General features: G+C 38.8%; 23 protein-coding genes and 1 pseudogene. 9 read left to right on the top strand and 15 right to left on the bottom strand.

All coding sequences use genetic code 11. The features are described 5' to 3' along the window. The first annotated feature begins 180 nt into the window (after positions 1-180). A complete protein-coding gene (rlmKL, locus tag OD757_RS06340) occupies positions 181-2391 on the top strand; it encodes a bifunctional 23S rRNA (guanine(2069)-N(7))-methyltransferase RlmK/23S rRNA (guanine(2445)-N(2))-methyltransferase RlmL (protein ID WP_263031248.1) in 2211 nt (736 codons plus the stop codon). Positions 2392-2409: 18 nt separating this feature from the next. Here rlmKL and OD757_RS06345 read toward each other — a convergent pair whose 3' ends face one another. Next, positions 2410-2826 (bottom strand): hypothetical protein, encoded by a 417-nt coding sequence (locus OD757_RS06345; RefSeq protein WP_034677679.1) that lies wholly within the window; start codon positions 2824-2826, stop codon positions 2410-2412. A 269-nt stretch (positions 2827-3095) separates the two neighbouring features. Here OD757_RS06345 and OD757_RS06350 point away from each other — a divergent pair, with 269 nt between their 5' ends. Beyond that, the gene (locus tag OD757_RS06350; protein WP_263031249.1) at positions 3096-3587 is read left to right on the top strand and encodes a CinA family protein; all 492 of its coding nucleotides are present in this window, start codon (positions 3096-3098) and stop codon (positions 3585-3587) included. Positions 3588-3637: 50 nt separating this feature from the next. Here OD757_RS06350 and clpB read toward each other — a convergent pair whose 3' ends face one another. Continuing rightward, complete coding sequence (gene clpB / locus OD757_RS06355) at positions 3638-6217, bottom strand: ATP-dependent chaperone ClpB (RefSeq protein WP_263031250.1); 2580 nt, start codon at positions 6215-6217, stop codon at positions 3638-3640. A 299-nt stretch (positions 6218-6516) separates the two neighbouring features. On the opposite strand from clpB, the gene OD757_RS06360 reads away from it, so the two are divergent. Beyond that, positions 6517-7326, top strand: coding sequence for a M23 family metallopeptidase (locus tag OD757_RS06360; protein WP_009388438.1), 810 nt, complete (start codon positions 6517-6519; stop codon positions 7324-7326). On the opposite strand, the gene OD757_RS06365 is transcribed toward OD757_RS06360, so the two are convergent. The 3 genes and pseudogenes from OD757_RS06365 to OD757_RS06375 form a co-directional block, all read right to left on the bottom strand. Continuing rightward, on the bottom strand, positions 7323-7748 hold the full coding sequence (locus OD757_RS06365) for a GNAT family N-acetyltransferase (protein ID WP_263031251.1): 426 nt from the start codon (positions 7746-7748) through the stop codon (positions 7323-7325). The genes OD757_RS06360 and OD757_RS06365 overlap by 4 nt on opposite strands. A gap of 92 nt (positions 7749-7840) precedes the next feature. Continuing rightward, complete coding sequence (locus tag OD757_RS06370) at positions 7841-8263, bottom strand: OsmC family protein (RefSeq protein WP_004642007.1); 423 nt, start codon at positions 8261-8263, stop codon at positions 7841-7843. A gap of 135 nt (positions 8264-8398) precedes the next feature. After that, positions 8399-8461 (bottom strand): annotated as a pseudogene (locus OD757_RS06375) (hypothetical protein); the annotation flags it as partial. A 241-nt stretch (positions 8462-8702) separates the two neighbouring features. On the opposite strand from OD757_RS06375, the gene crp reads away from it, so the two are divergent. Next, positions 8703-9410, top strand: a complete 708-nt coding sequence (crp, locus tag OD757_RS06380) for a cAMP-activated global transcriptional regulator CRP (protein ID WP_009388407.1) — start codon at positions 8703-8705, stop codon at positions 9408-9410. Positions 9411-9569: 159 nt separating this feature from the next. Then, entirely contained in the window at positions 9570-10619 is a 1050-nt protein-coding gene (locus OD757_RS06385; RefSeq protein ID WP_263031252.1) for an NADP(H)-dependent aldo-keto reductase, read from the top strand. A 55-nt stretch (positions 10620-10674) separates the two neighbouring features. Here the strand turns inward: OD757_RS06385 and OD757_RS06390 are convergent, their stop codons facing one another. The 6 genes from OD757_RS06390 to OD757_RS06415 form a co-directional block, all read right to left on the bottom strand. Further along, entirely contained in the window at positions 10675-11457 is a 783-nt protein-coding gene (locus OD757_RS06390) for a M48 family metallopeptidase (protein ID WP_263031253.1), read from the bottom strand. 115 nt (positions 11458-11572) lie between these two features. Continuing rightward, the gene (locus OD757_RS06395) at positions 11573-11890 is read right to left on the bottom strand and encodes a hypothetical protein (protein ID WP_263031254.1); all 318 of its coding nucleotides are present in this window, start codon (positions 11888-11890) and stop codon (positions 11573-11575) included. Between the two features lie 122 nt (positions 11891-12012). Further along, entirely contained in the window at positions 12013-13332 is a 1320-nt protein-coding gene (locus OD757_RS06400) for an adenylosuccinate synthase (RefSeq protein WP_003652692.1), read from the bottom strand. Positions 13333-13395: 63 nt separating this feature from the next. Next, entirely contained in the window at positions 13396-14562 is a 1167-nt protein-coding gene (locus OD757_RS06405; RefSeq protein WP_263031255.1) for an ATP phosphoribosyltransferase regulatory subunit, read from the bottom strand. A gap of 183 nt (positions 14563-14745) precedes the next feature. Continuing rightward, the gene (locus OD757_RS06410; protein ID WP_263031256.1) at positions 14746-15837 is read right to left on the bottom strand and encodes a hypothetical protein; all 1092 of its coding nucleotides are present in this window, start codon (positions 15835-15837) and stop codon (positions 14746-14748) included. A 158-nt stretch (positions 15838-15995) separates the two neighbouring features. Further along, on the bottom strand, positions 15996-17015 hold the full coding sequence (locus OD757_RS06415) for a type I glyceraldehyde-3-phosphate dehydrogenase (protein WP_263031257.1): 1020 nt from the start codon (positions 17013-17015) through the stop codon (positions 15996-15998). A gap of 270 nt (positions 17016-17285) precedes the next feature. Between OD757_RS06415 and alaS the strand changes: the two genes are divergently transcribed. From alaS to csrA, 3 genes are all read left to right on the top strand, one after another. Then, on the top strand, positions 17286-19922 hold the full coding sequence (gene alaS, locus OD757_RS06420) for an alanine--tRNA ligase (protein ID WP_263031531.1): 2637 nt from the start codon (positions 17286-17288) through the stop codon (positions 19920-19922). A gap of 65 nt (positions 19923-19987) precedes the next feature. Then, the gene (locus OD757_RS06425) at positions 19988-21268 is read left to right on the top strand and encodes an aspartate kinase (RefSeq protein ID WP_004793772.1); all 1281 of its coding nucleotides are present in this window, start codon (positions 19988-19990) and stop codon (positions 21266-21268) included. 245 nt (positions 21269-21513) lie between these two features. After that, complete coding sequence (gene csrA / locus OD757_RS06430) at positions 21514-21768, top strand: carbon storage regulator CsrA (protein WP_004793773.1); 255 nt, start codon at positions 21514-21516, stop codon at positions 21766-21768. Positions 21769-21835: 67 nt separating this feature from the next. On the opposite strand, the gene rnhB is transcribed toward csrA, so the two are convergent. Beyond that, complete coding sequence (rnhB, locus tag OD757_RS06435; protein WP_263031258.1) at positions 21836-22402, bottom strand: ribonuclease HII; 567 nt, start codon at positions 22400-22402, stop codon at positions 21836-21838. A 69-nt stretch (positions 22403-22471) separates the two neighbouring features. Further along, entirely contained in the window at positions 22472-22861 is a 390-nt protein-coding gene (locus tag OD757_RS06440) for a hypothetical protein (RefSeq protein WP_263031259.1), read from the bottom strand. Positions 22862-23099: 238 nt separating this feature from the next. Between OD757_RS06440 and OD757_RS06445 the strand changes: the two genes are divergently transcribed. Then, positions 23100-23657, top strand: a complete 558-nt coding sequence (locus tag OD757_RS06445; RefSeq protein WP_263031260.1) for a cytochrome b — start codon at positions 23100-23102, stop codon at positions 23655-23657. A 41-nt stretch (positions 23658-23698) separates the two neighbouring features. Here OD757_RS06445 and OD757_RS06450 read toward each other — a convergent pair whose 3' ends face one another. Next, positions 23699-24697, bottom strand: a complete 999-nt coding sequence (locus OD757_RS06450; protein ID WP_263031261.1) for an adenosine deaminase — start codon at positions 24695-24697, stop codon at positions 23699-23701. Between the two features lie 116 nt (positions 24698-24813). Beyond that, complete coding sequence (locus tag OD757_RS06455) at positions 24814-26133, bottom strand: NCS2 family permease (protein ID WP_009387763.1); 1320 nt, start codon at positions 26131-26133, stop codon at positions 24814-24816. Between the last annotated feature and the right edge of the window lie 302 nt (positions 26134-26435).

The following is a 26435-nucleotide window of genomic DNA, read 5'->3' on the forward strand; positions in this document are numbered from 1 at the left end:
AATAAATAACCATCAATAATCTTGGTCTAGCAAAATACATACCAATTACAAGGTATTACTCTTTAAAAATCAGTTTATTGGTTGCTAAATGATAGGTTGCAATAATTTAAAAACCTTTAGACATCAAAATACGTTAAACTTTGCATCGTTAATATTTATATGTTTTGGTCAATCGAGTTTATGAATACCTCTTTACGTTTAAACCACTATTGGATTACTTGTGCTGATGGTTTAGAACCCCTCTTACAAGAAGAAATAGAACAACTTGGCACCAAAGTGACAGAACGTAAAGCAGGACGTTTAATCATTGAAGGGACGCTTGAACAAGCTTACCGCATTTGTATGTGGTCGCGTCTCGCTTCTCGTGTTTTACTTCCTATTCATACTTATGAACTTGATTTTACGCATGATGCACGTGATGTCGCAGAAGAACTCTACGAAGGTGCAATGAGCTTTGACTGGTCACTTGTTTTTGCACCACAAAGTACTTTCGCAATCCGCTTGCATGCTGAACGTGAAATCATGGTCAATTCGCAATTTGCTACACTACGCGTAAAAGATGGCGTTGTTGATTCTTTTATGGAAGCTGTAGGTCGCCGTCCTAGCATTGACACCAAACAACCAGAAATTACGATCTACGCTTTAGCAGGTAAAACTGAACATACCTACTGTCTAGATTTATCAGGTGATTCGCTACATAAACGTGGTTACCGCCGTTACATGACAGATGCACCAATTAAAGAAAACCTAGCTGCAGCAATTTTACAAAAAGCTCAGCTCAAACAGCGTAATCCAGAGATTGTACTTGACCCAATGTGTGGTTCGGGCACATTTATCATTGAAGCATTAATGATTTTAACTGACCGCGCACCAGGGCTTGTTCGCCGTTTTGGGTTTAATGGCTGGCATGGTCATGACCGCGACCTTTGGCTTTCACTTAAAGCAGAAGCAGCAGAACGCCACGAAAAGGCACTTCAATTACCTTTACCTAAATTTTATGCCTACGATGCAGACTGGGAAGCGATTAAAGCAACCCGTGAAAATATTATTGCGGCAGGCTTTGAAAATTTGTTAGGTCAGATTCAAATCGAAGAGCGTACTTTAGCGGATTGGCCAGATTTTGCTGCTGAAGGCAAAACTGCATTTATTGTGACCAACCCGCCTTATGGTGAACGTTTAGGTGAAAAAGCTTCAAACCGTTCTCTATACTTAGGTTTATCAGCGCTTTTACAAAAACATTTTCCAAATCAATATGCAGCAGTTATTGCAGCTCAAATTGAACAATCTGATGTTTTAGCCTTTGAAGCACCTGAAACCTTACGCTTAATGAATGGTAAATTACCAATTTATATTCGTTTCGGTGTAATCAAACCTGAAAAAGTAACTCAACCATTTTTAGCAACTTGGCAAGCTCAACCTATTGAAATGGAAGAAGCCCAAGACTTCGCTAATCGTTTGCAAAAAAATATGACTGCCTTGAAAAAATGGGCAACGAAAGAAAATGTTTATTGCTTACGTTTGTATGATGCAGACTTACCTGACTTTAATGTCGCTGTTGACTTATATGGTGACCGTTTACATGTTCAGGAATACGCACCACCAAAAACAATTGATCCAGAAAAAGCTAAAAAACGTTTTAATTTAGCGCTTGCTGCAATTCGTGCTGTTACTGGTTTAAACCGTGATGCCATCTTTATTAAGACACGTGCACGCCAAACTGGTACAACTCAATATACGAAGCAAAGTACAGCATCAAAACGTTTTATCGTTCAAGAAGGTAAAGCCAAAATTCTAGTTAACCTAACTGATTACCTAGACACAGGTTTATTCCTTGACCACCGACAAATGCGTTTACGTATTGCTCAAGAAGCACGTGGTAAACACTTCTTGAACTTATATAGTTACACGTCTACTGCAAGCTTACATGCTGCGCTTGGGGGTGCCGCAAGTACAACAAGTGTGGATTTATCTAACACTTACCTAAACTGGTCAAAAGAAAACTTTGTTCTAAATGGTTTAACCGTAGATCATGCAGATGAACAACACATGTTCTTTGCTAGCGACTGTTTTGAGTGGTTAAAAGAAGGTCATGAACAATACGATCTTATTTTTATTGACCCGCCAACATTCTCAAACTCGAAAAAATTCTATGGTACATTCGATGTACAACGTGACCACATCTCACTGATTAAGCGTGCAATGAACCGTTTGCACAGTGAGGGTACGCTCTATTTCTCGAATAACTATCGCGGTTTTGAAATGGACGAAGAAATCGAAGCTATTTTTCAGGTTGAAGAAATCACTTCTGAAACAATTGGCCTTGATTTTAAACGTAATCAAAAAATCCACCGTGCGTGGAAAATTCAGCACCCTGCTCTAGATCAATATTAATGAGCTTAGAGGTTATTATTACTTCACGGTAATAATAACCTCACCATGAACATTTTTTGACTCAAAATCATAACGTGTAAATCGATCTGCTCTTTCAGGTAGTGCAATCATTTCTAACTTCTTCTTTTCTTTACTATCAATGACATGATTTTGTTTTTGTTCTTGATAAGGAGAAAGCACGCTAGTTCTAAGCGCATCCCATCGAACCTGCTGTAAATAGTTATCTCCTAACGCCTGACGTACTTGTTGTTGTTCTATCGCAGGTTTTTTAGCATCATCCTGAGCTTTGGCAATAATGACGGGTAAAGATGTCGTTATCGCTCCGGTTTGAGTTGCAAGCGCACTTTCCGACATTGGTTGTACTGCCCATGTATTTGATAATAATATAGACACGCCGCTCAAAATTGCCAGCATACACCCTTGTTTATTGTTCATTTCCTTCATCCTAAAATTGTTATTGTTTGTTATATCGAACAAAATTAACAATTTTTTAAGCATGTCGCAATGTTATAAATAAACTTCCCGACAGTTAACATTGATCATTTTTAAACCTGACTTTTTTCACAGGCATTTTGTGAATATTCAAGTAGTTTTATAGATTTTTATCACACACTTGAATGACACCTTTAAATCACTTACTGTGATTTTGTAATTTATCTGTGAATTGATTTTATTTATAAATAAACACCATTCGAGGTGAAATAATGCTTCAGCACTGCTGCCAACTATTAGAAGATCGTCAACTCAAAATTGCATTTATTGAAAGTGCCAGTTCTGGTTATTTAACGAGTCAATTTTCTATTCATAAAAATAGTGGTGCAGACATTTTACTTGGGGGTTTAGTGAGTTACGACCCCAGCATTAAAGTTAGTATTTTAAATATCGATCCAAAGTTAATAGAGACCTACACGGCCGAATCGCCACAAGTCACAGAACAAATGTGCAGGCTGGGCCAAACGTTATTTCAACAAGCAGATCTTATTGTAAGTTGTACGGGTCTATTAAAATCTGGAGGAAGTGAAACCACAGAAAAGCCTGTAGGTACTTTTTTTATTTGTATTGCTTATCAAGAACGTATTTATCATTACCATTATTTTTTATCTGGCCACTCCGAACAAAAATTAAAAACATTAACTCAGAAAGTTTCAGATGCCTTAGTCGCTTTACTCACAACAACACAAACATCCTTATCATAAAAAAAGAGAATATGTTTCCATATTCTCTTTTCGGTTTTAGCAGAAAAAGCTTAGATAAGTTTCATTTTATCGAAGACTAAATGCCCATTTTCGCCTTTAACTAAAATGGTATCGCCTGCGACAAAATCACCCGATAAGATTTTTTGAGCTAATGTGTTTTCAATCTGTTGTTGAATCGCACGTTTTAACGGGCGCGCGCCATATACAGGGTCGAAACCAGCATCAATCAATAAATCAAAGGCTGTATCATCTACATTCAAGCTCATATCACGATCAACAAGTCGTGAACGTAATCGATCCAACTGAATATCGGCAATGCCTCGAATTTGTGCTTTTTTGAGTGAATGGAAAATCACAAGCTCATCAATCCGGTTAATAAATTCCGGACGGAAATGCTGACTTACCGCACTCATTACAATAGCACGTACTTCATCGTCAGTTGCACCCTCACCTAGCTCACGTACATCTTGTGAACCCAAGTTCGAAGTCATCACAATCACAGTGTTTTTAAAGTCTACTACTCGACCTTGTGAGTCTGTTAAACGTCCATCATCCAACACTTGTAGCAAGATATTGAATACATCTGGATGCGCTTTTTCAACCTCATCAAATAGCACTACACTATATGGTTTACGGCGAACAGCTTCGGTTAAAACACCACCTTCTTCATAACCAACATAACCCGGAGGCGCACCAACCAAACGGCTCACCGAATGTTTCTCCATGAACTCACTCATATCGATACGAATCATGGCATCATCACTGTCAAACAAAAAGTTCGCTAGCGCTTTTGTTAACTCAGTTTTACCAACACCTGTTGGCCCTAAGAACAAGAATGAACCACTTGGACGATTCGGATCGGACAAGCCTGCACGCGAACGACGAACGGCATTCGAAACGGCAACCACAGCTTCATCTTGCCCTACCACGCGGTCATGTAAAAAACCTTCCATATTGAGTAGTTTTTCACGCTCGCCTTGCAGCATTTTCGCAACCGGAATTCCTGTTGCGGCACTAACGACTTCAGCAATTTCATTTTCAGTCACTTTAGTACGAATAAGTTTTGGCTCTTCGTTCTCTTCAGCAACTTCATCTTGCTCAAGTTGTTTTTGAAGCTCTGGAATTACACCATATTGTAAACGTGCTGCTTCAGCCAAATCACCCTCACGCTGAGCCTTCTCAAAAGCAATACGCGCTTTATCAAGTTCAACCTGAGCCTGTTTAGTACCTTCGACAAGAGTCTTTTCAGATTTCCAGATTTCTTCAAGATCGTTGTATTCTTTCTCGACTTCAGCAATCTGTTTTTCAAGATGAGTGACTTCAGCTTTACTGCCGACATCTTCATCTTTTTTTACAGCTTCCAATTGCATCTTCAACTGAATTAAACGGCGATCAAGCTTATCAAGCGCTTCTGGTTTAGAGTCAATTTCCATCTTAATACGAGAAGCTGCCTCATCAATCAAATCAATTGCTTTGTCTGGTAATTGACGATCAGTGATGTAACGATGAGACATTTTAGCCGCTGCAATAATCGCTGAGTCTAAAATTTGCACACCATGGTGAGTAGCATATTTCTCTTTTAGACCACGTAAAATCGCAATGGTATCTTCAACGCTTGGCTCATCAACCAACACTTTTTGGAAACGACGTTCTAATGCAGCATCTTTTTCAATATATTGGCGATATTCATCTAAAGTTGTCGCACCCACACAGCGTAACTCACCGCGTGCCAATGCAGGTTTTAACATATTACCTGCATCCATTGCGCCATCACCTTTACCTGCACCTACAAGCGTATGTAGCTCGTCAATAAACAGGATGATTTCGCCTTCATGTTTTGCCAAATCTTTTAAAACAGCTTTTAGACGTTCTTCAAACTCACCACGATATTTAGCACCAGCAAGTAATGAACCTAAATCTAACGATAAAACACGTTTGCTTTTTAAACCTTCTGGTACTTCACCATTTACAATACGCTGTGCCAAACCTTCAACAATAGCGGTTTTACCTACCCCTGGTTCGCCAATGAGTACAGGGTTGTTTTTTGTACGACGTGACAAGACCTGAATAGTACGGCGGATTTCGTCATCACGTCCAATCACCGGATCAAGTTTTCCAGATAAGGCACGTTCAGTTAAATCTATCGTATATTTATTAAGTGAGTCACGTTGATCTTCGTGATTATTACTCATGACTTTGTCACTACCTCGAATATGTTCAATTACTTTGCGTAAGCTGTCAGGTGTTACACCTACGGCACTTAAAATATTTTTAGTTTCGCCTGTCTCTGCTAGCCCTAATAGGACCCAGTCAGTTGACAAAAATTCATCACCCGCTTTTTGCGCATATCTATCGGCTAAATTAAGCGCTTTAACAGCTTCAGGGTTTAAATTGACATCCCCAGTCGGATTCGTAATGGTTGGAGCATCTTTTATAGCTTGCTCAAGCTTTTGTTTAAGCTCAGGTAACCGTGCACCTGCTTGTTGCAACAAACTAATATTTGATGGCTCTTCTAATAGGGTAGACAAAATATGAATACCTGCGATTGAGGTATGGTCTTTACCCATCGCTAAAGATTGAGCATCTGAAAGGGCTTGCTGCAAGCGGTTTGTAAATTTTTCAAAACGCATTCTTGTTATTCCTCACAACAAATTTGTACTTGTGTAATAGATGGGAACACTTCTTCGGATTTCAAATAAATTTTTATATATTTTTCATAATGTTAACAAAACAACAATGAGTAAAACTCCATTATAATATGGGATTGTTTTGTATATATTTCAAGTACAGTTCAGCTACATTTTATTAAAATACTTGAATATTTAGCTTCTGCTTATTCGTATTAGTCTTTTCACAAACTCTTCATTGAGAATTTATTGTTTAAGCTTTAGTTTATCTTGTTAGTTTACTACTCGTTTTGAAATGAAAAATGCACTTTAAACATATTCTATTAACAACAACTTGTCTTTTTACTTCGGCACTGGCAATCGCTCAGCTTCCACAAGACTCCCGAAGACCCGGTGGGATCGCAGTTATACCCTTAACTAGCGATATTACTCAGGTCACTTTCCAGCAAAAGCCAGTTTTAATTAGTCAGGAAGGCCAGCAGCGTTATGCTGTTGTGGGTATTCCATTATCTACCCCGCTTGGGACTGTACAACTTGATACGAACAAAACCCCTATTCAAATAGAAGTTAAGTCCTATCCTTATGCTGAACAACGAATAAAAGTTACTAATCAAGATTATGTGAATCCCAATCAGAGTCAACTAGACCGCTACGCCCAAGAAGCTAAAGAACAAAATGATGTATATAGCTCATTTACACAGAGTTCATGGCAAACCCTGCCAGCATTTATACGTCCTACATCAGGCAAATTTACCAATTCTTTTGGTCGAAAACGCTTCTTTAATGGTGAAGAACGTGCACCTCACTCAGGTTTAGATATCCCTGCACCCGTAGGACAAAAAGTCGTTGCACCAGCAGATGGTATTGTAATCCAAACTGGATCTTATTTTTTTAATGGTCAAACTGTATTGATTGATCATGGGCAAGGCTTAATCAGCATGTTCTGCCATTTAAGCGCAATTAAAGTAGAGAAAGGTCAACATATTCGCCAAGGTGAAACTTTAGGCTTAGTAGGCAAAACTGGACGTGTGACAGGCCCTCACCTACATTGGGGCATGAGCCTGAATAATGCTCGGGTAGATCCTCAGCTTTTCCTAAATACAGCTCGTTAATTTAAAGCCTTACGAAAATACTTTGGTGCATCGACATAGCCTTCTCTGAGGTAAAATTGATGTGCCAAAGGTCTTTGCATTCCAGAATGAAGTTCCATTCTGTCACAACCACGTTGCCTTGCTAACCTTTCTGCTTCATGCACAAGCAAACGCCCTACTCCTTTGCTACGCATATTCTCATCAACGCACAGATAGCATATTTTGGCAAAATCGCCTTGTAAGGCAATTTGTGGAATAAAATAAAGCGATAAAAAACCACAAATTTTACTCTCTTCTTCAGCAATCAGAATCTGCGCTCTAGGGTCGCTATGTAATATTTCAAATTTTTCTTGGATAAGAGCGAGTGGCTGTGGGTAGCCCATCTGTTTAAGCAAATCGCAGATGGTTTGAGTATCTTCCGATTTAGCAACACGAATATTCACTTTCACCGCTCCTCTTATTTTTTAGTTATTTTTGACAATAAAAAAGCCAACTCTCATGTCAGCTTCTTTATTTTCTATCTATCAAAATTGCCTTATTCCGCTTCGATAATTTCGAAGTCATGGGTAATTTCAACACCACCATCGGAAAGCATTTTACTTGCTGAACAATATTTCTCAGCAGACAATTCAACCGCTTTTGCGACCTGTTTTTCTTTCACAGCTTTACCTGTTACCACAAAGTGTAAGTGGATTTTAGTAAAAACAGCTGGAATTGCGTCAGCGCGCTCAGCTTTTAAATTACATACAACATTCGTCACATCTTGGCGAGATTTCTTTAAAATGGTCACAATATCAAACGAAGCACACCCACCAAGTCCCATTAATAGTAATTCCATAGGACGTGGACCACGGTTTTCACCCCCATACTCAGGTGAGCCATCCATGATGACACTATGCCCACTATCTGATTTCGCTTCAAAAGCAACATTCTCTAGCCAATGTACACTTGTTTGCATTGCAACTACCTAAAAAAAATTATAAATTTAAGTAGGGTCTGTTGACATTTCATCTATGGATTGCGTTAGAGCTAAAAATTAATCCAAATAAGACGCAAAACCCAGACAATGGCATTCCTTTGTCCAGTTTTGTTATATAGTTTGTGAAATTTCAGCCATAATCTGAGGTGCAATTTAAGCAGTGCAGACATAGCGCAAGACCATGTTATTTTGTACGTTCCGTTGTTAAGATCTATTTATTTAGAATGGCTAAATTTCATAGCTCTTGCTTGGTAACGTCTAAAAGAATTGTCTTATGTCGCAACCATCTGTGAAATGTCAACAGACCCTTGTTTTGTACACTAACATAAAATGAGTTGATAAGGAATTTCATCTCTTCTGTGTAATAGCTCATCTCGAGCTTGTGTGAATTGTTTACCCTATTCGGAACATATTAAGCATGACTTCAAATTTTTCACAACTCAGCACAGATGCTTTATCTCCGGGGCAACTACCTGAATCCGTTAAAGCATTGTTAAAACGTGCTCACATCAACAGATATCCAAAACGAACCACAATTGTTGATGCCGGAACAGAGTCAAAATCTTTATATCTAATTTTAAAAGGCTCAGTTTCAATTATTTTACGTGAAGATGATGAGCGTGAAATCGTTGTCGCATATTTGAATCCGGGCGACTTTTTTGGGGAAATGGGGCTTTTCGAACCGAACCCTCAACGTACAGCTGAAGTTCGTACTCGTGATGTCTGTGAAATTGCAGAAATTTCTTATGACAACTTTCACGAACTTAGCAAACAATATCCAGACTTAAGTTATGCTGTTTTTGCACAACTTGTCCGCCGTTTAAAAAATACAACCCGTAAAATGACAGATCTTGCATTTATTGATGTGTCTGGGCGTATTGCACGTTGTTTAATCGACTTATCTTCACAGCCAGAAGCAATGATTTTGCCAAATGGTCGTCAAATTCGTATTACTCGTCAAGAAATTGGCCGTATTGTGGGATGTTCACGTGAGATGGTTGGCCGTGTACTTAAAACCCTAGAAGATCAAGGCATGATCCAAACAGATGGTAAAGCTATTCTTATTTTTGATGTTTCATTAGAAGAAGCACCTGTTTCTGATGAAGACTATGATGATGACGAATAATATTTATTAAGTTTTTAATAAAAAGCAAACTTCGGTTTGCTTTTTTTATATGCAACAATGAGTTAATACACAAAACTTACAAACTATTCTAATTTTATGATTTAAGTTGAATACATATTCTCCGTTAGGCTAACTCAAAATTTCCAAGGATTCCGCTGTATGCAATTTAACCCACTTAGTCGCACAGGCCTTAAACTTCCAGAAATTTGTTTAGGCACCATGACATTTGGTGAGCAAAACTCCCAGCAAGAAGCATTTGAACAACTCAATTATGCTTTGTCACACGGTTTATATTTTTGGGATACGGCAGAGATGTATTCGGTTCCGCCAAAACCTGAAACTTATGGTGCAACAGAAACCATCATTGGCAATTGGTTTGCCCAAAATGGTCAACGTGATAAAGTCTTCCTCGCCTCTAAAATTGCCGGACCCGGCTTTGGCGGAACACATATCAGAGAAGGCCATACGCGCTTCAACAGCGATCATATTGCTAAAGCCCTAGATGGCTCACTGAAACGTCTCCAAACCGACTATATCGACCTTTACCAACTGCATTGGCCTGAGCGTCATACCAACTTTTTTGGTACGCTAGCTTATGGCAATGCGCAAGCTCAAAATGATTACGACACCACACCTCTAGAAGAAACATTACTTGCTTTACAAGAAGAGATTAATCGTGGGCGTATTCGCTATATTGGTTTATCAAATGAAACACCATGGGGAACCATGAAATTTTTACATTTAGCTGAAAAGTTAGGTGTAAGTAAATTTGTAAGTGTTCAAAATCCATATAGCCTACTCAACCGTACTTATGAAATAGGTATGTCTGAAATTGCTAAATATGAAGATGTTGGCTTACTCGCTTACTCTCCTCTTGCTTTTGGCTATCTCTCTGGCAAATTTAGAAATGGCGCTCGTCCCGCTAATGCCCGTGTCACATTATTTCCACGTTTTAGCCGCTACAGCAACCCTCAAAGCGAATGGGCAACTGAGCAATATGCACAGCTAGCAGAGAAGCATGGGCTAAGCTTAACCCAAATGGCATTAGCATTTATCAAACAACAATTCTTTGTGACCAGCACAATTATTGGCGCCACGAATTTAGATCAACTTAAAGAAAATATTCAGGCATTTGAAATTGAGTTACCTAGTGAAGTTCTAAAAGGTATCGAAGCCATTCATACCCAACAACCCAACCCTGCACCTTAAATAAAAAACGGATGCTTTAGCATCCGTTTTTTTAATCTATAAAGAATTTTATAACTTATCTACGGCTATTATAAACTGCCATTGCTGCAGGCAAGTTTTTACGCATATCGCCAATACGCTGAGAGTTAGATGGGTGAGTAGATAAGAATGATGAACCACCGCCACCTTCAAGTTTATTCATTTTTTCCCAAAGTGTAATCGCTGCATTTGGATTATAACCTGCACGCGCCATTAGCATTAAGCCGCCTTGGTCCGCACGACTTTCCAAGCTACGCGAATATGGTAAGCCCACACCCACTTGTGAACCTAACTGAGCCGCAGCCGACCCTAGTTGACCCACATTACCACCATTAATCTGACTTAAGCCAATATTTAATGCTAAATCAGTTAAAGCTTGAGCACCAATTTTACTTTTTGCGTGCTCTTCCAAGGCGTGAGTCATTTCATGGCCCATAACCGCTGCAATTTCAGCATCTGTCAGGTTCAGTTTATTCACAATACCTGTATAGAACACTACCTTGCCACCAGGTGCAACGTAAGCGTTAATTGTATCTGATTTCAACACCGCTAACTGCCAGCTAAACGGCTGACCAGTTTGGTTCATCTGGTTCGCATAAGGTTTTAAACGATTAAAAACAGCATTAATACGGCTATAGGTACTTGAACTTGTATCCAAAGTTCCTTTGCCACGTGCTTCCTGCACCATCTTATTAAAACCTTGAGCAGATTGAGCATTTAAGGTTGCAGTATCTGCACCCGCCATGTCCGCTACTGTTGCACAGCCAGAAATGGTCATCACACTTGCTGCACACAAGCTTAAAAAGAGTTTTTTATTCATAACATGGATCACCTAAATCGAGAAAAAGCTGTTTATTCTTTTGCACTTATTATAAGAAATACCACTCACACTTTGAATGTCTCATTTCTTCATGATCATAGTATTTATGTAACGATCAAGTCGATAAAGTCATCAAATAAATCCAGAAAATCAAACATATTACATTTAAGCCAAGATAGATATGACTTAAGGTCTTAACTTTTTCTTCAAGATTAGGATTTTCTCTTTTCCAGAGTAAATAACTATTTTGTATGAATACGACAGGAATTAACACACATGCGAACAATACTGACAAGCTCATAAAAGCAGTCATGAAGAAGTCTTCATGGTATGTTTGACCATAAATGACCAACATCGCTAATGTTGGAGAACCACCAATAGCAAATAAAAAAGAATAAAAAATTGTTTTTGAAATAGTTGGTTGCAGCTTCATCCTGAGCCTATCATTCCTTATCTATATATAACGTTTTAATCTGAATCGAATAAAACGAAAACTGCACTTTAGTCGGGTATAAAAAAAGCCCCCTTTCAGGAGGCCTTTTTAATCTTTGCGAATTAAGCAGAGAATGGATGACGTAAAACAATTGTTTCTGCGCGGTCTGGACCAGTTGAAACGATATCAATCGGACATTCGATTAACTGTTCAATACGCTTCACATATGCCAAAGCATTTGCTGGTAATTGGTCAATACTGGTTAAACCAACAGTCGACTCGCTCCAACCAGGCATAGTTTCATAAATTGGTTTCAAGCATTCAAAAGAAACCGCATCAGAAGAACCTACACAGCCTGAATCTGTATTTTCATAGCCCACACAGATTTTCACTTCTTCTAAACCATCTAAAACGTCAAGTTTAGTTAAGCAAATACCTGAAAGTGAGTTTACATCTACAGAACGGCGAAGGATTTCAGCATCAAACCAACCGCAACGACGTTGACGACCAGTAGAAGCACCAAACTCATGACCTACTGTACCAAGGTGTTTACCCACTGGGTCACCAGCATCAGCTGCTGCATCGTAAACCAATTCAGTTGGGAACGGGCCAGCACCTACACGTGTTGTATAAGCTTTAGTAATACCTAATACATAATCAAGATGTAACGGTCCCATACCTGAACCAGAGCTTACGCCACCAGCAGTCGTATTCGAACTTGTAACATATGGATAAGTACCGTGGTCAATATCTAGAAGTGAGCCTTGAGCTCCTTCAAACATGACAGCCTTACCTTCTTTGCGATAGTCATGCAACACTTTAGTAACATCAACTACTAATGGGGCAAGAACTTCACGCCATTGGTTGCAAAGAGCCAATACATCTTCAAATTTAACAGCTTCTACACCGTAGAACTGAGTCAACTGGAAGTTATGTAACTCAAGCATCTCAGACAGTTTTTCTTCTAATGCTGCACCACCACGAACAAGGTCAGCAACACGCACTGCACGGCGAGCTACTTTATCTTCGTAAGCAGGACCAATACCACGACCTGTAGTACCGATTTTAGCATTACCACGTTTCTTTTCACGTGCCTGATCAAGTGCAATGTGGTTAGGCAAAATGAGTGGACAGTTTGGAGAAATACGTAGGCGTTCTTTAACAGGAACTCCTTCTGCTTCCAAAATTCCCATTTCTTCAATTAACGCGGCTGGTGAAAGTACCACGCCATTACCAATTAAGCACAATACGTTTTCACGTAAAATGCCTGATGGAATGAGGTGCAATACAGTTTTTTTACCACCTACGACAAGAGTATGACCTGCGTTATGTCCGCCTTGATAACGTACTACCGCAGCCGCCTGATCTGTGAGCAGGTCGACGATCTTACCTTTACCTTCGTCGCCCCATTGGGTACCAAGTACCACAACATTTTTGCCCATAATAGCCTCATTACATCATGCTGTTAAAATTGGAAACCACCAGTAAAAACTTACCGTTGGCAATTAAATCTTTTCAATATTCCATTGACCATTTTGCGACACGAGTTGATGAGTCGCATATGGAATAGAAGTTAAATCATCATTACCTAACAATTGAACGACACGTAAACCTTGAGTACGTGCATTAGAAATTGCTTTGAGTAAATCTTGTTCTGTACCTTTTGGAGCAACAACAGTTTCAATTTCTGCGAACTGATTTGCGCCTAAGGCATATAAATCACAACTAAAGCCAGTAGCAGGACGTGCGCGACCAAAATGCTCACCGATACCATCGTAACGGCCACCCTGCGCTAACGGCGCAGCACGGTTCGGCGCATATACTGCATACATTAAACCAGTGTGATAGTGATAACTACGTAGCTCCACAACATCGATACCGATATTGAGATTTGGCCAACGACCTTTAATCTGCTCAAGCGTTGTCTTAAGTGCATCTAATGCTGACTTAAATTCCGCATCTTGCAAGATATTGTCACTTAAGTTTTTCTGTAAAGCTTCTAGATCACTAGAATAACGGCCAAGCGCATAGAAATCAGAACCCATATTTAGGGTTTGAGTAAATTCTGCTAACTCTGGTAACGCTTTTCTTTGATAAAGATCAGACAGCTCATGTTCTTCATTTTTTGACAGTCCAGCATACTTTACTAGACTACGGAACAACCCTACATGGCCCAAATCTAAATGCGCGCCTTGTAATGTATAGATGTTCTCAATCAACCCCAGCATCACATCGACCATTTCGACATCAGCTTCGATACTGTCGTGGCCATATAACTCTGCACCTAATTGCAAAGGCGCACGTGTGGCATTGAAATTTTGTGGTTTAGTATGTAATACAGTCCCTGAATAACAGTAACGTGCAACGCCTTCAACTGGTCTTACATGTGCATCGATACGTGCAACTTGTGGTGTCATATCAGCACGAACACCGAGTAAACGGCCTGAGAGCTGATCAATAACCTTAAAAGTTACTAAATCCAAGTCTTGATTTGATTCTGATAATGAAGACAACGATTCGATGTATTCGATAAATGGTGTATATACCAATTGATAACCTCGCACCGCGAGGAAATCTAAAGCTTCACGGCGAAGTTTTTCAATGACTTGTGCCTGTTCCGGCAATACATCTGCTACCCCGTCAGGCAGCAACCATGTCTCTGAAATGGTCATATTTCAAGCCTAAAATCTGATCAACGTGGAACGACCCCACATAAAAAAATCGGGAACACACCCGATTTCTCTTAGTGTAGCATGATACTTTCTGCCATGCACCTGACAATTTGCATAAATCTTTCTGAATAAACTCTAAAGTCAAAAAGAAGATTTTATGAATTCATAAGAATATTCAATACTTTATTCTGCTTCACTTACACCATAAGCAAAAGTTCTTCGACCAAAGAATGGGCCAATATCTGAACTATCACCTTGTTGCCAGTTAACTAGATTTAATCTTTGAATAGCTTGAGCTGCTTGAGTATTAAAAGCAAAACAACCTTTTTCAAGATTTGCGATTTTTAACTTTTGTCTGAAAGCAATTAATGAATGCACATTATTAAGCGGATTATCTTCTATAGAATACAGATGAGATTTCTCATAAGCTAAATCTCTATCAGCATCCCACCGACTACTTGATATAAAATTAATAAAAAAAGCAGACTGGTTATTATTATTTCCCAATGCGCTTTGAATATCACCAGTTTCTACGTTTTCTAAAACAGTTAAGTTATAACCATACCACTGAGAATTTAGAAGCCTAAAATACTTTTTATCTAGACCTAAGTTATTATATCTTTCGATAATTTTCTGCTTTTTCTCACTAAACGATGGATTTGAATCAAAACCAGATATATCTGAAATATAAGATTGATTCCATTGAGTCTCTTTTAAACGATAACAATAACTATTTTTTGGAAATCTAACGTTCTTATAGTTTTGATAAAATTCAATTAAATTTTTATCAAGTTGATTATGAAGACTTGTTTCTAGATTTTTATTTTCTTTATAGCCCGGCAATACACGGTCAAAGATATTTTCACCATCCAACTTCACAATTTCAAACTTTAAATTCTTTTTCAAATCAGGTGTTAATTCATAAGTCCAACTGCTAGATGTTAACCTTTTCACAATATTGGTTTGTAACGCCCCTTTATTTAAAACTTTATTTTCAGTTAAGACCTCAGTTTCTAACGGCTGGTTATGGGACTTTGCAAAAAATATTTCATTATTCTTAATTGGATATTGAGTAATTTCAAAAAAATCACTATAGATACCTGAAGAAATATCAGAAGGTTGATAATAAACTTGGTAAATTTTGTCTTCTTTTTCTAAATTATTTTCAGCTTGTTCATGGGTATTTTGATCTGAGCCTTCACCACCACAAGCAGTTAAAATAATAGTAGATGTAAAAATTAAAAAACCACTTATTCTTTTTGAATTAAATTTCATATGAACTCTATAATTAAAATTTTAATGTTTGCGAATCATACAAATAGATATAATTTTACACAACATGAATATTTAGAATTTTAATTATTTTTAAATTAGAAATTAATAATTATAAAAAGGATGTAAATTTAACACCCTTAAATGATTTAAATTTACATTTAGAAAGAATCACACAGATCCAATAATCGGTTTGCATAACCCCATTCATTGTCATACCAAGCGAATACTTTAGCTTGATGCCCAACGACCATGGTCTGAGTTAAATCCACAATAAGAGAATAAGGTGAATGATTAAAATCACTTGAAACCAATGGCTCATCTGTTACAGCCATAATTTCTGCATAATCTGTTTGAGATGCTTTAATCAGCAACTCATTAATATGATGAACAGTAATTGGCGATTGCGCGATGAAAGTTAAGTCAATTGCAGCCACATTAATAGTCGGCACGCGAATTGAATAACCATCAATACGGTCTTCCATTTTAGGCATAACACGTTTTAATGCGCCAAGTGCACTAGACGTGGTTGGGATAATATTTTGCCCTGATGCTCTAGCACGACGTAAATCACGATGCGCGTGATCAAGTACAGACTGGTCTGCTGTCACCGCATGAATTTCGGTCATAAGTGCTGTTTCAATACCAAAAGCATCATCAATGATTTTCACCAATGGAACTAAAGCCTGCGTAGTACATGAAACGCTTGATATGATCTGATCTGTTACTTTAACTTCATTATGGTTCACACCATAAACAATGGCCGCATCGACATGGTCAAAAGGTGCTGCACCAATAATGACCCGTTTTGCACCAGCTTGTAGATGGCGGGTTGCATCAGCATGAGAACGGAACAGTCCGGTACACTCAAGTACCACATCAATATGTAGGCTAGACCATGGCAATAGTTCTGGTTGGTCCTGCTTTAAAACTTCAACTTTTAGCGTTCGTTGATTTGACTGAATATTCAAAAAAACTTTTTCATTTTCAATCAGTATTTCTACATTTCCATTAAAACGGCCATGCGTAGAATCATATTTAAATAAATGCACTAATGTTTGTACATCTGCTATATCGTTAATCGCCACGATTTCAAAGTGAAATTGTTTTGGGCTCTCAAACCAGGCACGTAAAACGTTACGTCCAATTCGACCAAACCCATTAATGGCGATACGTTGCATGACCTATCCTTATCTACAAAACTACAGGCTAAAGAAGGCATATAGTAAAGCACGTCACGACCAATTGAATATAGATTTTTAGCCAAATCACAGTTTTGTAAGATATTCCTTTTAAAATCGTTGGTTCGGTGGGGTTTTTCCGCTACAATTTAGCGTTTTTAAAAAATAAGCCCCGTATCACATGCCAAGGTTTTGCATAAAACAAACAGGCATTGATACATTTAGCCAAATTCGAAAATATGGAGTGACTTGGTTGTGAGTACTCGTTTAATGACATCTGCTGAAATTCGTGAAGCATTTTTGCGCTACTTTGAGACGCAAGGGCATACACGTGTCGCGTCGAGTTCTCTTGTTCCTGCCAACGACCCAACTTTATTATTTACAAATGCTGGGATGAACCAGTTTAAAGACTGCTTCTTAGGTCTTGAAAAACGTGACTATGTACGTGCCACTACATCACAAAAATGTGTACGTGCTGGTGGTAAACACAATGACTTAGACAACGTTGGTTACACTGCTCGTCACCATACATTCTTTGAAATGTTAGGTAATTTCTCATTTGGTGATTATTTCAAACGTGATGCACTTAAATTTGCTTGGGAATTTTTGACTAGCGATGAATGGCTAGCTCTCCCTAAAGACCGTTTATATGCAACTGTTTATCATACCGATGATGAAGCTTATGACATCTGGAATAAAGAAATTGGTTTAGCGCCTGAACGTATTATCCGTATTGGTGATAATAAAGGCGAAAAATACGCATCTGATAACTTCTGGGCAATGGGTGACACAGGTCCTTGTGGTCCATGTTCTGAAATTTTCTTTGACCACGGTGACCACATTTGGGGTGGCTTACCTGGTTCTCCTGAAGAAGATGGCGACCGTTTCATCGAAATCTGGAATAACGTTTTCATGCAGTTTAACCGCACGAACGATGGCGTGCTTCACCCTCTCCCTGCTCCATCTGTTGATACAGGTATGGGCTTAGAGCGTATTTCTGCTGTATTGCAACATGTTAATTCAAACTATGATATTGACTTGTTCCAACACTTATTAAAAGCTGCTGCAAACATTATTGGTATTGAAGACGAAGGTCAGCCTTCTTTACGTGTAGTTGCAGACCATGCGCGTTCTTGCTGTTTCTTAATTGCTGATGGTGTAAATCCAAGCAATGAAGGCCGTGGCTATGTATTACGTCGTATTATCCGCCGCGCTGTGCGTCACGGTAATAAACTTGGTGCAACTGGTACGTTCTTCTACAAAATGTTGCAACCGTTAATCGAAGTTATGGGTGATGCGTATCCAGAACTTGTAGCGCGTAAAGATGTAATTGAAGCAACTTTAATTCGTGAAGAAGAACAGTTTGCTAAAACACTTGAGCAAGGTTTAAAACTACTCGAAGGTGAACTTGCTCAATTAAAAGATAAAACGATTCCTGGTGCGACTGTATTTAAGCTTTACGACACTTATGGCTTCCCAACAGACTTAACTGCTGATATTGCACGTGAGCGTGACTTTATTATTGATGAAGCTGGTTTTGAAGTAGAAATGGCTGCACAACGTCAACGTGCACGTGATGCTGGTAAATTCGCAGTGGATTACAACAGTATTGTACAAGTTGAAGGTGAAACTCAATTTGACGGTTATATCAACACCACTGGTCAAGGCCAAATTGTAGCGATCTACAAAGATGGCGTACAAGTTGATGAAGTTTCTGAAGGCGACGAAGCACTTATCGTTTTAAACCAAACTCCTTTCTATGCAGAAAGTGGTGGTCAGATTGGCGATACGGGTATCTTCAAAAATGAAACTGGTATTTTTGAAGTTCAAGATACGAAAAAGTCAGGCGGTGCCTTTGTTCACCAAGGTATTGTGACCGTTGGTAACCTTAAAGCTGAACAAAATATTGAAGCGATTGTTAAAGCGGATATCCGTGAAGCAACGGCTCGCAACCACTCGGCAACTCACCTATTACATGCTGCCCTTCGTCAAATCTTAGGTTCACATGTACAACAAAAAGGTTCTTTAGTTGCAAGTGATATCTTACGTTTTGACTTTGCTAATGACCAACCTGTAACTTTTGAACAGTTACAACAGGTTGAGCGTTTAGTTAATGCAGAAATTATTGCAAATACAGCTGTAACCACTGAACTACTTGACATCGAAGCTGCAAAAGCTAAAGGCGCAATGATGTTGTTCGGTGAGAAATACGGTAACGAAGTTCGTGTTCTCGCTATGGGTTCAGTGATTGATGAGAAAAACTTCTCAATCGAACTTTGTGGTGGTATTCACGTTAAGCGTACAGGTGATATTGGTTTATTTAAAATCACTTCTGAAGGTGGTGTAGCTGCTGGTGTACGCCGTATTGAAGCAGTTACAGGTACTAAAGCTTTAGAGGTAGTACAAAAAACCGATTCAGATATCCAGCACATTAATGGTTTATTAAAAGCACAGAAAGACCAAACTGTTGAGCGCGTACAAGCCAATGTAGAACTTGTTTCTGCATTACAAAAGCAAATTGAACAGCTCAATCAGAAATTGGCAAACTTCCAAGCGTCAGAATTGATTGATCAGGTACAAACGATTTCTGGTCGTCAAACGCTTATTACCACTGTTCAAGGTGTAGATGCGAAATCACTTCGCAACTTGCACGACAGTGTTAAATCAAAATTAGAGGATGCAGTTATTGTGTTAGCTGGCGTAGAGGGTGACAAAGTTAGCCTACTTGCTTCAGTTGCATCGCAATACACTGCAAATCTAAAAGCAGGTGACATCATCAAGCATCTAGCAACCGAGTTAGGTGGTAAAGGTGGTGGTAAACCTGACTTAGCACAAGGTGGCGCGCCACTTAACGAGAAGTTTGGACAAGTTATTGCTGCATTACCGGCATGGCTTGAACAAAAATAAGACTTCACTTTTTGTGTAACTGACCCTGAAAAGCCTCTCAGGGTCATGGCTTATATGGAACAACTATGGCATTAATCGTTCAAAAATATGGCGGTACTTCTATGGGTACCCCCGAGCGCATTTTAAATGTTGCTCGTCGTGTTAAGCGTTGGCATGATCACGGTCACAAGGTTGTTGTGGTCGTATCTGCAATGAGTGGTGAAACAAACCGCTTACTTGCTCTCGCTAAAGCCATTACCGAAACACCTGACCCACGCGAGTTAGACCAAATGGTTTCAACCGGTGAACAGGTGACGATTTCCATGTTAGCTATGGCACTTAATTCGATTGGTGTGGAAGCTAAATCCTATACCGGACGTCAAGTCGGTATTAAAACTGACAGTGCATTTACCAAGGCGCGTATTGAGTCTATTGATACAGATGTCATGACCAATGACCTAGATGCAGGCCGTGTTATTGTTGTTGCAGGTTTCCAAGGCTTTGACGCTAACGGAAATATCACAACTCTAGGCCGTGGCGGTTCAGATACTTCTGGTGTTGCTCTTGCTGCTGCTCTAAAAGCAGATGAATGCCAAATTTACACCGATGTAGATGGCGTTTACACTACTGACCCGCGTGTTGCTCCTAAAGCCAAAAAAATCGACCGTATTTCTTTTGAAGAAATGCTAGAAATGGCTTCATTAGGTTCAAAAGTTTTACAAATTCGCTCAGTAGAATTTGCCGGAAAATATCAAGTTCCTTTACGAGTATTATCAAGTTTTGATAATGATAACGACGGCGCATTTGACGAAGAATTTAAAGAAAATGTAGGTACACTCATTACGACTGAGGCGGAAGATACTATGGAACAGCCAATTATTGCAGGTATTGCTTTTAACCGTGACGAAGCAAAATTAACGATTTTAGGTGTACCTGATGAACCAGGTATTGCTTCTAAAATTTTATCACCAGTAAGTGATGCCAATATCGAAGTCGATATGATAGTGCAAAATGTTGAAGAAGATGGCACAACAGATTTCACTTTCACTGTAAACCGTGTTGATTTAGCGAAAGCTGAAAAAATCTTAAACGAAACTGCCAAAAATATTGGTGCACGTGAAGTTTCAACACGTGATGATATCGTTAAAGTGTCTATCGTGGGTGTAGGTATGCGTTCACATGCAGGTGTAGCGAGCAAAATGTTCACTGCCCTTGCTGACGAAGGTATTAATATCCTCATGATTTCAACATCTGAAATTAAAGTTTCTGTGATTATTGATGAGAAATATCTTGAGCTTGCAGTTCGTTGTCTACATACCGCTTTTGGTTTAGATCGTGAACATGGTGAAAGCAGCGCCCGCGCATAATTTTACCAAACGGTCAATAATTCATTAAAAAATGTTTACTTGTCCGACAATAATCAAAGAAAACACAGAGCCGCTATAGTTTTTTTTATAGCGGCTCTGTTATATTAAACGGAAAGTTTTTTGGCAGTGATTATCAAAATATGACTTTGTTCTCATATTTCTGTTAGAATCTGACTGAAAACTGAGGTTGAGCTTTTATTTGGGTACCTATATTGCAGTTTTAAGCGTTTAGCAAGGAGATAAACATGCTGATTCTGACCCGCCGTGTCGGGGAAACATTAATGATTGGGGATCAAGTCAGTGTTACTGTGCTTGGCGTCAAAGGAAACCAGGTTCGTATTGGTGTGAATGCGCCAAAAGAGGTTTCTGTTCATCGCGAAGAAATTTATCAACGTATTCAACATGAACGTGCAATGCATGAACACCTTCAACATCTTGATCAAGATTATCAAGTCTCTTTTGAAGATGATAATTATGCACAGAAAAACTTCAATCGTTAATATGAAGTTATTCTCTCCCTAATTAAAGCGACTTTATAGTCGCTTTAAATTTTTTAGGACGTTGTATTTATAGGCCTAGAGCACGTTTAACAGGTGCATAACTACGGCGATGCTGATCAATTACCCCATGCACTGCAATCGCTTCAAAATGTGCTTTAGTTGGATATCCTTTATGTTTGGCAAAACCAAATAATGGATATTGTTGATCTAATTCCTGCATTTGTCGATCACGTGTAACCTTTGCCAAAATACTCGCAGCACTGATTTCGGCATGACTTGCATCGCCCCCAACAATAGCTTCGCAAGGAATAACAATTCCTTTTGGAATTTGATTACCATCTACAATCACTTTTTGTGGTTGAGTTTGCAAACCATCCACTGCACGCTGCATGGCCAAAAAAGTTGCTTGTAAAATATTTAATTCATCAATTTCAGCATGCGTTGCTTCAGCAATTGACCACGCTAAGGCTTTTTCTTGTATTTCAATAAATAACTTTTCACGTTTCTTTTCAGTTAATTTTTTAGAATCATTTAATCCTACAATTGGATTATTCGGATCTAAAATAACAGCCGCTGCCACAACTGAACCTACTAAAGGCCCCCGTCCTGCCTCATCTACACCAGCAATAAACATCAACTCTCTACCTTTAAACAAAAGAGGCTGATCAATATAATCAGCCTTCTTTAATACAAAAATTATTAATTACTTTTGTAAAGCTTCTGCCACACACTCATTTACAGTTTTTGAAACCACTTGGTTTACAATTGTAGCACGTGCATTTACATCAAATGCAGCCGCTGCCAATTCTACTGCTGTCACGCTATTTGGTGCCTTCTCGCTTACACAACCACAAACATTAGTTTGAATGCTGTCACGTTGCTCAGCAGTCATAAGCTTTGTTGCTGTCTTCCAAGCGGCAACATTATTAATCTCTGTAATACATTTTGCATTTACAGCAACTTTTAATGCAGCAACACCCAACTGTTGAGTTGTAGTTTGTGCAGAACTAGCGCCTGTACCCGTACCTGTAGTCGTTGCACATGCTGTTAAAGCTAAAACAACTGGCGCTAGAGCGAGCATCAATTTTTTCATCATTTTTTCCTTTGATTGAACGTTGGCAGCGCGTATTGTGCCTAAACTCGACTTTAGAAGAAACAAATAATTTGATGCATTTATGCAATCTATTTTCCCCAGCAAAACTCGGCTCATCAAATGCATTTTTTCTTAAACGTTCTGTTTTTAGCACGCTCTGTTACATTTAAAATATTTCTCAAAATTAGTGCTTTCCCATAAAATTAAAAATCAAAACGACAAAAAAATAGGGTCTTTTATGCCTGCTGTTTCATCTCAGTATTACACCCGTACCGCACAAATCCTGCATTGGGTGATGGCAATCATTTTCATCGCAGCATGGGCTATTGGCTTTTATAGCGGAAATTTTTTAAGTTATGACGTTGATGGCAGCTTTAAAGGCGATGTCATTACGTTACATAAGAATATTGCAACAACCATTATCTTTTTGGTGATTGTCCGGATTTTATGGCGCTATACCCATCCGGCTCCAAAACTACCTGATACCATGTCTCCAATGATGAAAACTCTAGCTCACATTGGTCATCTATTACTTTATGTGATTTTAGTGGCTTTACCTGTCACTGGTTGTTTATTTAGCTGGAGCGCTGGTCACCCCGCCCCTGTTTTATATTTATTTGAAATTCCGCGTTTAGTACAAGATAACCCAGAGCTTTTAGCTGTTGTTAAACCTTTACATATTTATATTTCTTGGTTTGCAGGTTTTCTCATTGTTGGACATGTACTTGCAGCGTTAAAACATCACTTTGTTGATAAAGACAATATTTTAAATAGTATGACCAAACAACCTAAGTAATTGCACATAAAAAAACCGCCTGAGATAGGCGGTTTTTTTATTTAGATTTTTTGAATTTCTGCAATCCACTTCTGTTTTTCTTCATCAGAAATGAAAGAAGCTTCAAATGAGTTCACAGCTAGCTGTTTCAGTTCATCATTGCTTAGCTCTAATGCCTGCTGAATTGCAAAGAAGTTGTCATTCATATATCCACCGAAATATGAAGGATCATCAGAGTTAACCGTCACGTTTACGCCTTTTTGCAGTAAACGACGGATATTGTGATCTTTCATATCCTTAACAACACATAGCTTTAAGTTACTTAAAGGACAAACAGTTAAAGGCATTTTTTCATTAATTAAACGCGCCATTAATTGTTCATCTTCTTCAGAACGCACACCATGGTCAATACGGTTCACTTTAAGCAAATCTAAAGCTTCCCAGACATATTCCGGTGGGCCTTCTTCACCAGCATGAGCAACGATCAAGAAGCCCTCTTCACGTGCTTTAGCAAAAACACGTTCAAATTTAGCTGGTGGATGGCCCACTTCACTTGAATCGAGCCCTACAGCAATAATATCTTGCTTAAATGGTAAAGCCTGCTCAAGTGTTTCAAATGCAGCTTCTTCACTTAAATGACGCAAGAAACACATAATCAGTTGTGAGCTGATACCAAACTTAGCTTTGGCATCTGCACACGCACGCTTTAAACCGCTAATCACTGTTGAGAACGCAACACCACGATCAGTGTGGGTTTGCGGATCGAAGAACATTTCTGTATGAACGACATGATCTTCGGCGCATTTCTCAAAATAAGCCCATGCTAAATCATAAAAGTCTTGTTCATGTACAAGAACATTTGCACCAGCATAGTAAATATCTAAAAATGATTGAAGATTATGAAAGTTATAAGCTTGCTTTACTTCTTCAACAGATTTGTAAGGAATCTGAATCTGATTGCGCTGGGCAATTGCAAACATTAATTCAGGTTCAAAAGTCCCTTCAATATGTACATGCAATTCGGCTTTTGGTAAGGCGCGAATCAGCTCGACTTGATTCATATTAACTCCACGTCTAAAGAAAAAAGGGTGTGGTCAAAATCACACCCTTCTATAATTTTCTTCTTATTAACAACTATGTCTAAGACAGCTCAAGAAGAAAATTATAAAAAATCATATTAACCGCCAAACGCGATAAATTTAAATACCCAAAGCGCAGCAATAATCCATACCATGTACGGTACTGTTTTTGCCTTACCTGTGAATAATTTAACTAATGCATAGCTAATAAAGCCCATTGCAATACCATCAGCAATTGAATAGGCAAATGGCATAAATACAATCGTTAAAAAGGCTGGAACCGCTTCTGTAATATCATCCCAATCGATGTGAGTGATCCCTTGAATCATCAACACACCGATGAACAATAAAGCTGGTGCTGTTGCAAAACCTGGTACAGATTGAGCAAGAGGTGCTAAAAATAAACAGCAAATAAATAAAACTGCAACCACAACGGCAGTTAAACCAGTACGTCCACCTGCTGCGACCCCCGAAGCTGACTCAATATATGGCGTAGTTGAAGATGTACCTAATGCGGCACCCGCAACAATTGCAGTAGAGTCAGCGAATAAAGCCTTTTTCAAACGTGGTAATTTACCATCTTTTAAAAGACCGGCGCGATGTGAAACCCCAACTAAAGTACCCGTACTATCAAACAAGTCGACAATAAAGAATACGAAAATAACGCCTATCATACTTGCAGTAAATAGACCTTCAAAGTCCATTTGCATAAAGGTTGGGGCAATTGATGGAATTTCTCCAACAACACCCTTAAACTCGTTCAAGCCCAAAACAGTAGCAATTGCGGTAACAACCAAAATACTAATAATGATTGCGCCTCGAACTTTTAAATGATGTAAAACCACAATCATTAAAAATCCAAATAATGCTAACAATACTGTAGGTTGCTTGATATCACCTAAACCCACTAGGGTTGCTTGATTGGCAACAATAATGCCAGCATTTTTTAAAGCAACAAGTGCGAGGAATAAGCCGATACCCCCACCAATGGCAAATTTAAGCGACATTGGGATTGCATTGACAATCGCTTCACGAATTTTAAAGAAGCTAATTGCAAGAAAAACAAGGCCTGAAACAAAAACAGCCGCTAAAGCTGTTTGCCATGGCACGCCCATCCCCATACAAACCGAGTAGGTAAAGTAAGCGTTTAAACCCATACCAGGGGCCAGTGCGATTGGATAATTTGCAATGATCCCCATCACTAAACATCCGATTGCTGCTGCCAAACAGGTCGCAACAAATACGGCACCATGATCCATGCCGGTTTCAGATAAAATGAGTGGATTGACAATAATGATGTAACACATCGTTAGAAATGTAGTTACACCAGCAAGAACTTCAGTTCGGAAAGTGGTTTTATTGTCGCTTAACTTAAATAAACGCTCTAACCAGCCTGCCGAAGAATTGGGCGCCGCCATAAGTAGCCTCTATGCAAAATCTGAACTGTGGAATATTTACTTCTATGTAGATAACTGAACAATATTGTTTTTCTGTTCAGGTCTATAAACAAGAATCACAAATAAAAGAAGCAACAAATATGCCACTCACTTGGTTTCTAGTTCATACACAGGAAATAACCACGGCCCCTCTTGAAACACAAAAAAGCTGCATAACCCCTATGCAGCTTTTTTACTATACGTTCAATAAGTTTAACAGATTCAACAGAAACATGATCAAAATTTATGAAAAGATATGACCAATAACAAAGTGAAAGTTAGAA

This window comes from Acinetobacter sp. AYS6 (genome assembly GCF_025630795.1).
GTDB lineage: Bacteria > Pseudomonadota > Gammaproteobacteria > Pseudomonadales > Moraxellaceae > Acinetobacter.

What these genes read in the sequence shown, in the direction of transcription:
- rlmKL (WP_263031248.1), top strand. Translation starts at nt 181, where the DNA reads ATGAATACCTCTTTACGTTTAAACCACTATTGGATTACTTGTGCTGAT.
- OD757_RS06345 (WP_034677679.1), bottom strand. Translation starts at nt 2,826, where the DNA reads ATGAACAATAAACAAGGGTGTATGCTGGCAATTTTGAGCGGCGTGTCT.
- OD757_RS06350 (WP_263031249.1), top strand. Translation starts at nt 3,096, where the DNA reads ATGCTTCAGCACTGCTGCCAACTATTAGAAGATCGTCAACTCAAAATT.
- clpB (WP_263031250.1), bottom strand. Translation starts at nt 6,217, where the DNA reads ATGCGTTTTGAAAAATTTACAAACCGCTTGCAGCAAGCCCTTTCAGAT.
- OD757_RS06360 (WP_009388438.1), top strand. Translation starts at nt 6,517, where the DNA reads ATGCACTTTAAACATATTCTATTAACAACAACTTGTCTTTTTACTTCG.
- OD757_RS06370 (WP_004642007.1), bottom strand. Translation starts at nt 8,263, where the DNA reads ATGCAAACAAGTGTACATTGGCTAGAGAATGTTGCTTTTGAAGCGAAA.
- crp (WP_009388407.1), top strand. Translation starts at nt 8,703, where the DNA reads ATGACTTCAAATTTTTCACAACTCAGCACAGATGCTTTATCTCCGGGG.
- OD757_RS06385 (WP_263031252.1), top strand. Translation starts at nt 9,570, where the DNA reads ATGCAATTTAACCCACTTAGTCGCACAGGCCTTAAACTTCCAGAAATT.
- OD757_RS06390 (WP_263031253.1), bottom strand. Translation starts at nt 11,457, where the DNA reads ATGAATAAAAAACTCTTTTTAAGCTTGTGTGCAGCAAGTGTGATGACC.
- OD757_RS06395 (WP_263031254.1), bottom strand. Translation starts at nt 11,890, where the DNA reads ATGAAGCTGCAACCAACTATTTCAAAAACAATTTTTTATTCTTTTTTA.
- OD757_RS06400 (WP_003652692.1), bottom strand. Translation starts at nt 13,332, where the DNA reads ATGGGCAAAAATGTTGTGGTACTTGGTACCCAATGGGGCGACGAAGGT.
- OD757_RS06405 (WP_263031255.1), bottom strand. Translation starts at nt 14,562, where the DNA reads ATGACCATTTCAGAGACATGGTTGCTGCCTGACGGGGTAGCAGATGTA.
- OD757_RS06410 (WP_263031256.1), bottom strand. Translation starts at nt 15,837, where the DNA reads ATGAAATTTAATTCAAAAAGAATAAGTGGTTTTTTAATTTTTACATCT.
- OD757_RS06415 (WP_263031257.1), bottom strand. Translation starts at nt 17,015, where the DNA reads ATGCAACGTATCGCCATTAATGGGTTTGGTCGAATTGGACGTAACGTT.
- alaS (WP_263031531.1), top strand. Translation starts at nt 17,286, where the DNA reads ATGACATCTGCTGAAATTCGTGAAGCATTTTTGCGCTACTTTGAGACG.
- OD757_RS06425 (WP_004793772.1), top strand. Translation starts at nt 19,988, where the DNA reads ATGGCATTAATCGTTCAAAAATATGGCGGTACTTCTATGGGTACCCCC.
- csrA (WP_004793773.1), top strand. Translation starts at nt 21,514, where the DNA reads ATGCTGATTCTGACCCGCCGTGTCGGGGAAACATTAATGATTGGGGAT.
- rnhB (WP_263031258.1), bottom strand. Translation starts at nt 22,402, where the DNA reads ATGTTTATTGCTGGTGTAGATGAGGCAGGACGGGGGCCTTTAGTAGGT.
- OD757_RS06440 (WP_263031259.1), bottom strand. Translation starts at nt 22,861, where the DNA reads ATGAAAAAATTGATGCTCGCTCTAGCGCCAGTTGTTTTAGCTTTAACA.
- OD757_RS06445 (WP_263031260.1), top strand. Translation starts at nt 23,100, where the DNA reads ATGCCTGCTGTTTCATCTCAGTATTACACCCGTACCGCACAAATCCTG.
- OD757_RS06450 (WP_263031261.1), bottom strand. Translation starts at nt 24,697, where the DNA reads ATGAATCAAGTCGAGCTGATTCGCGCCTTACCAAAAGCCGAATTGCAT.
- OD757_RS06455 (WP_009387763.1), bottom strand. Translation starts at nt 26,133, where the DNA reads ATGGCGGCGCCCAATTCTTCGGCAGGCTGGTTAGAGCGTTTATTTAAG.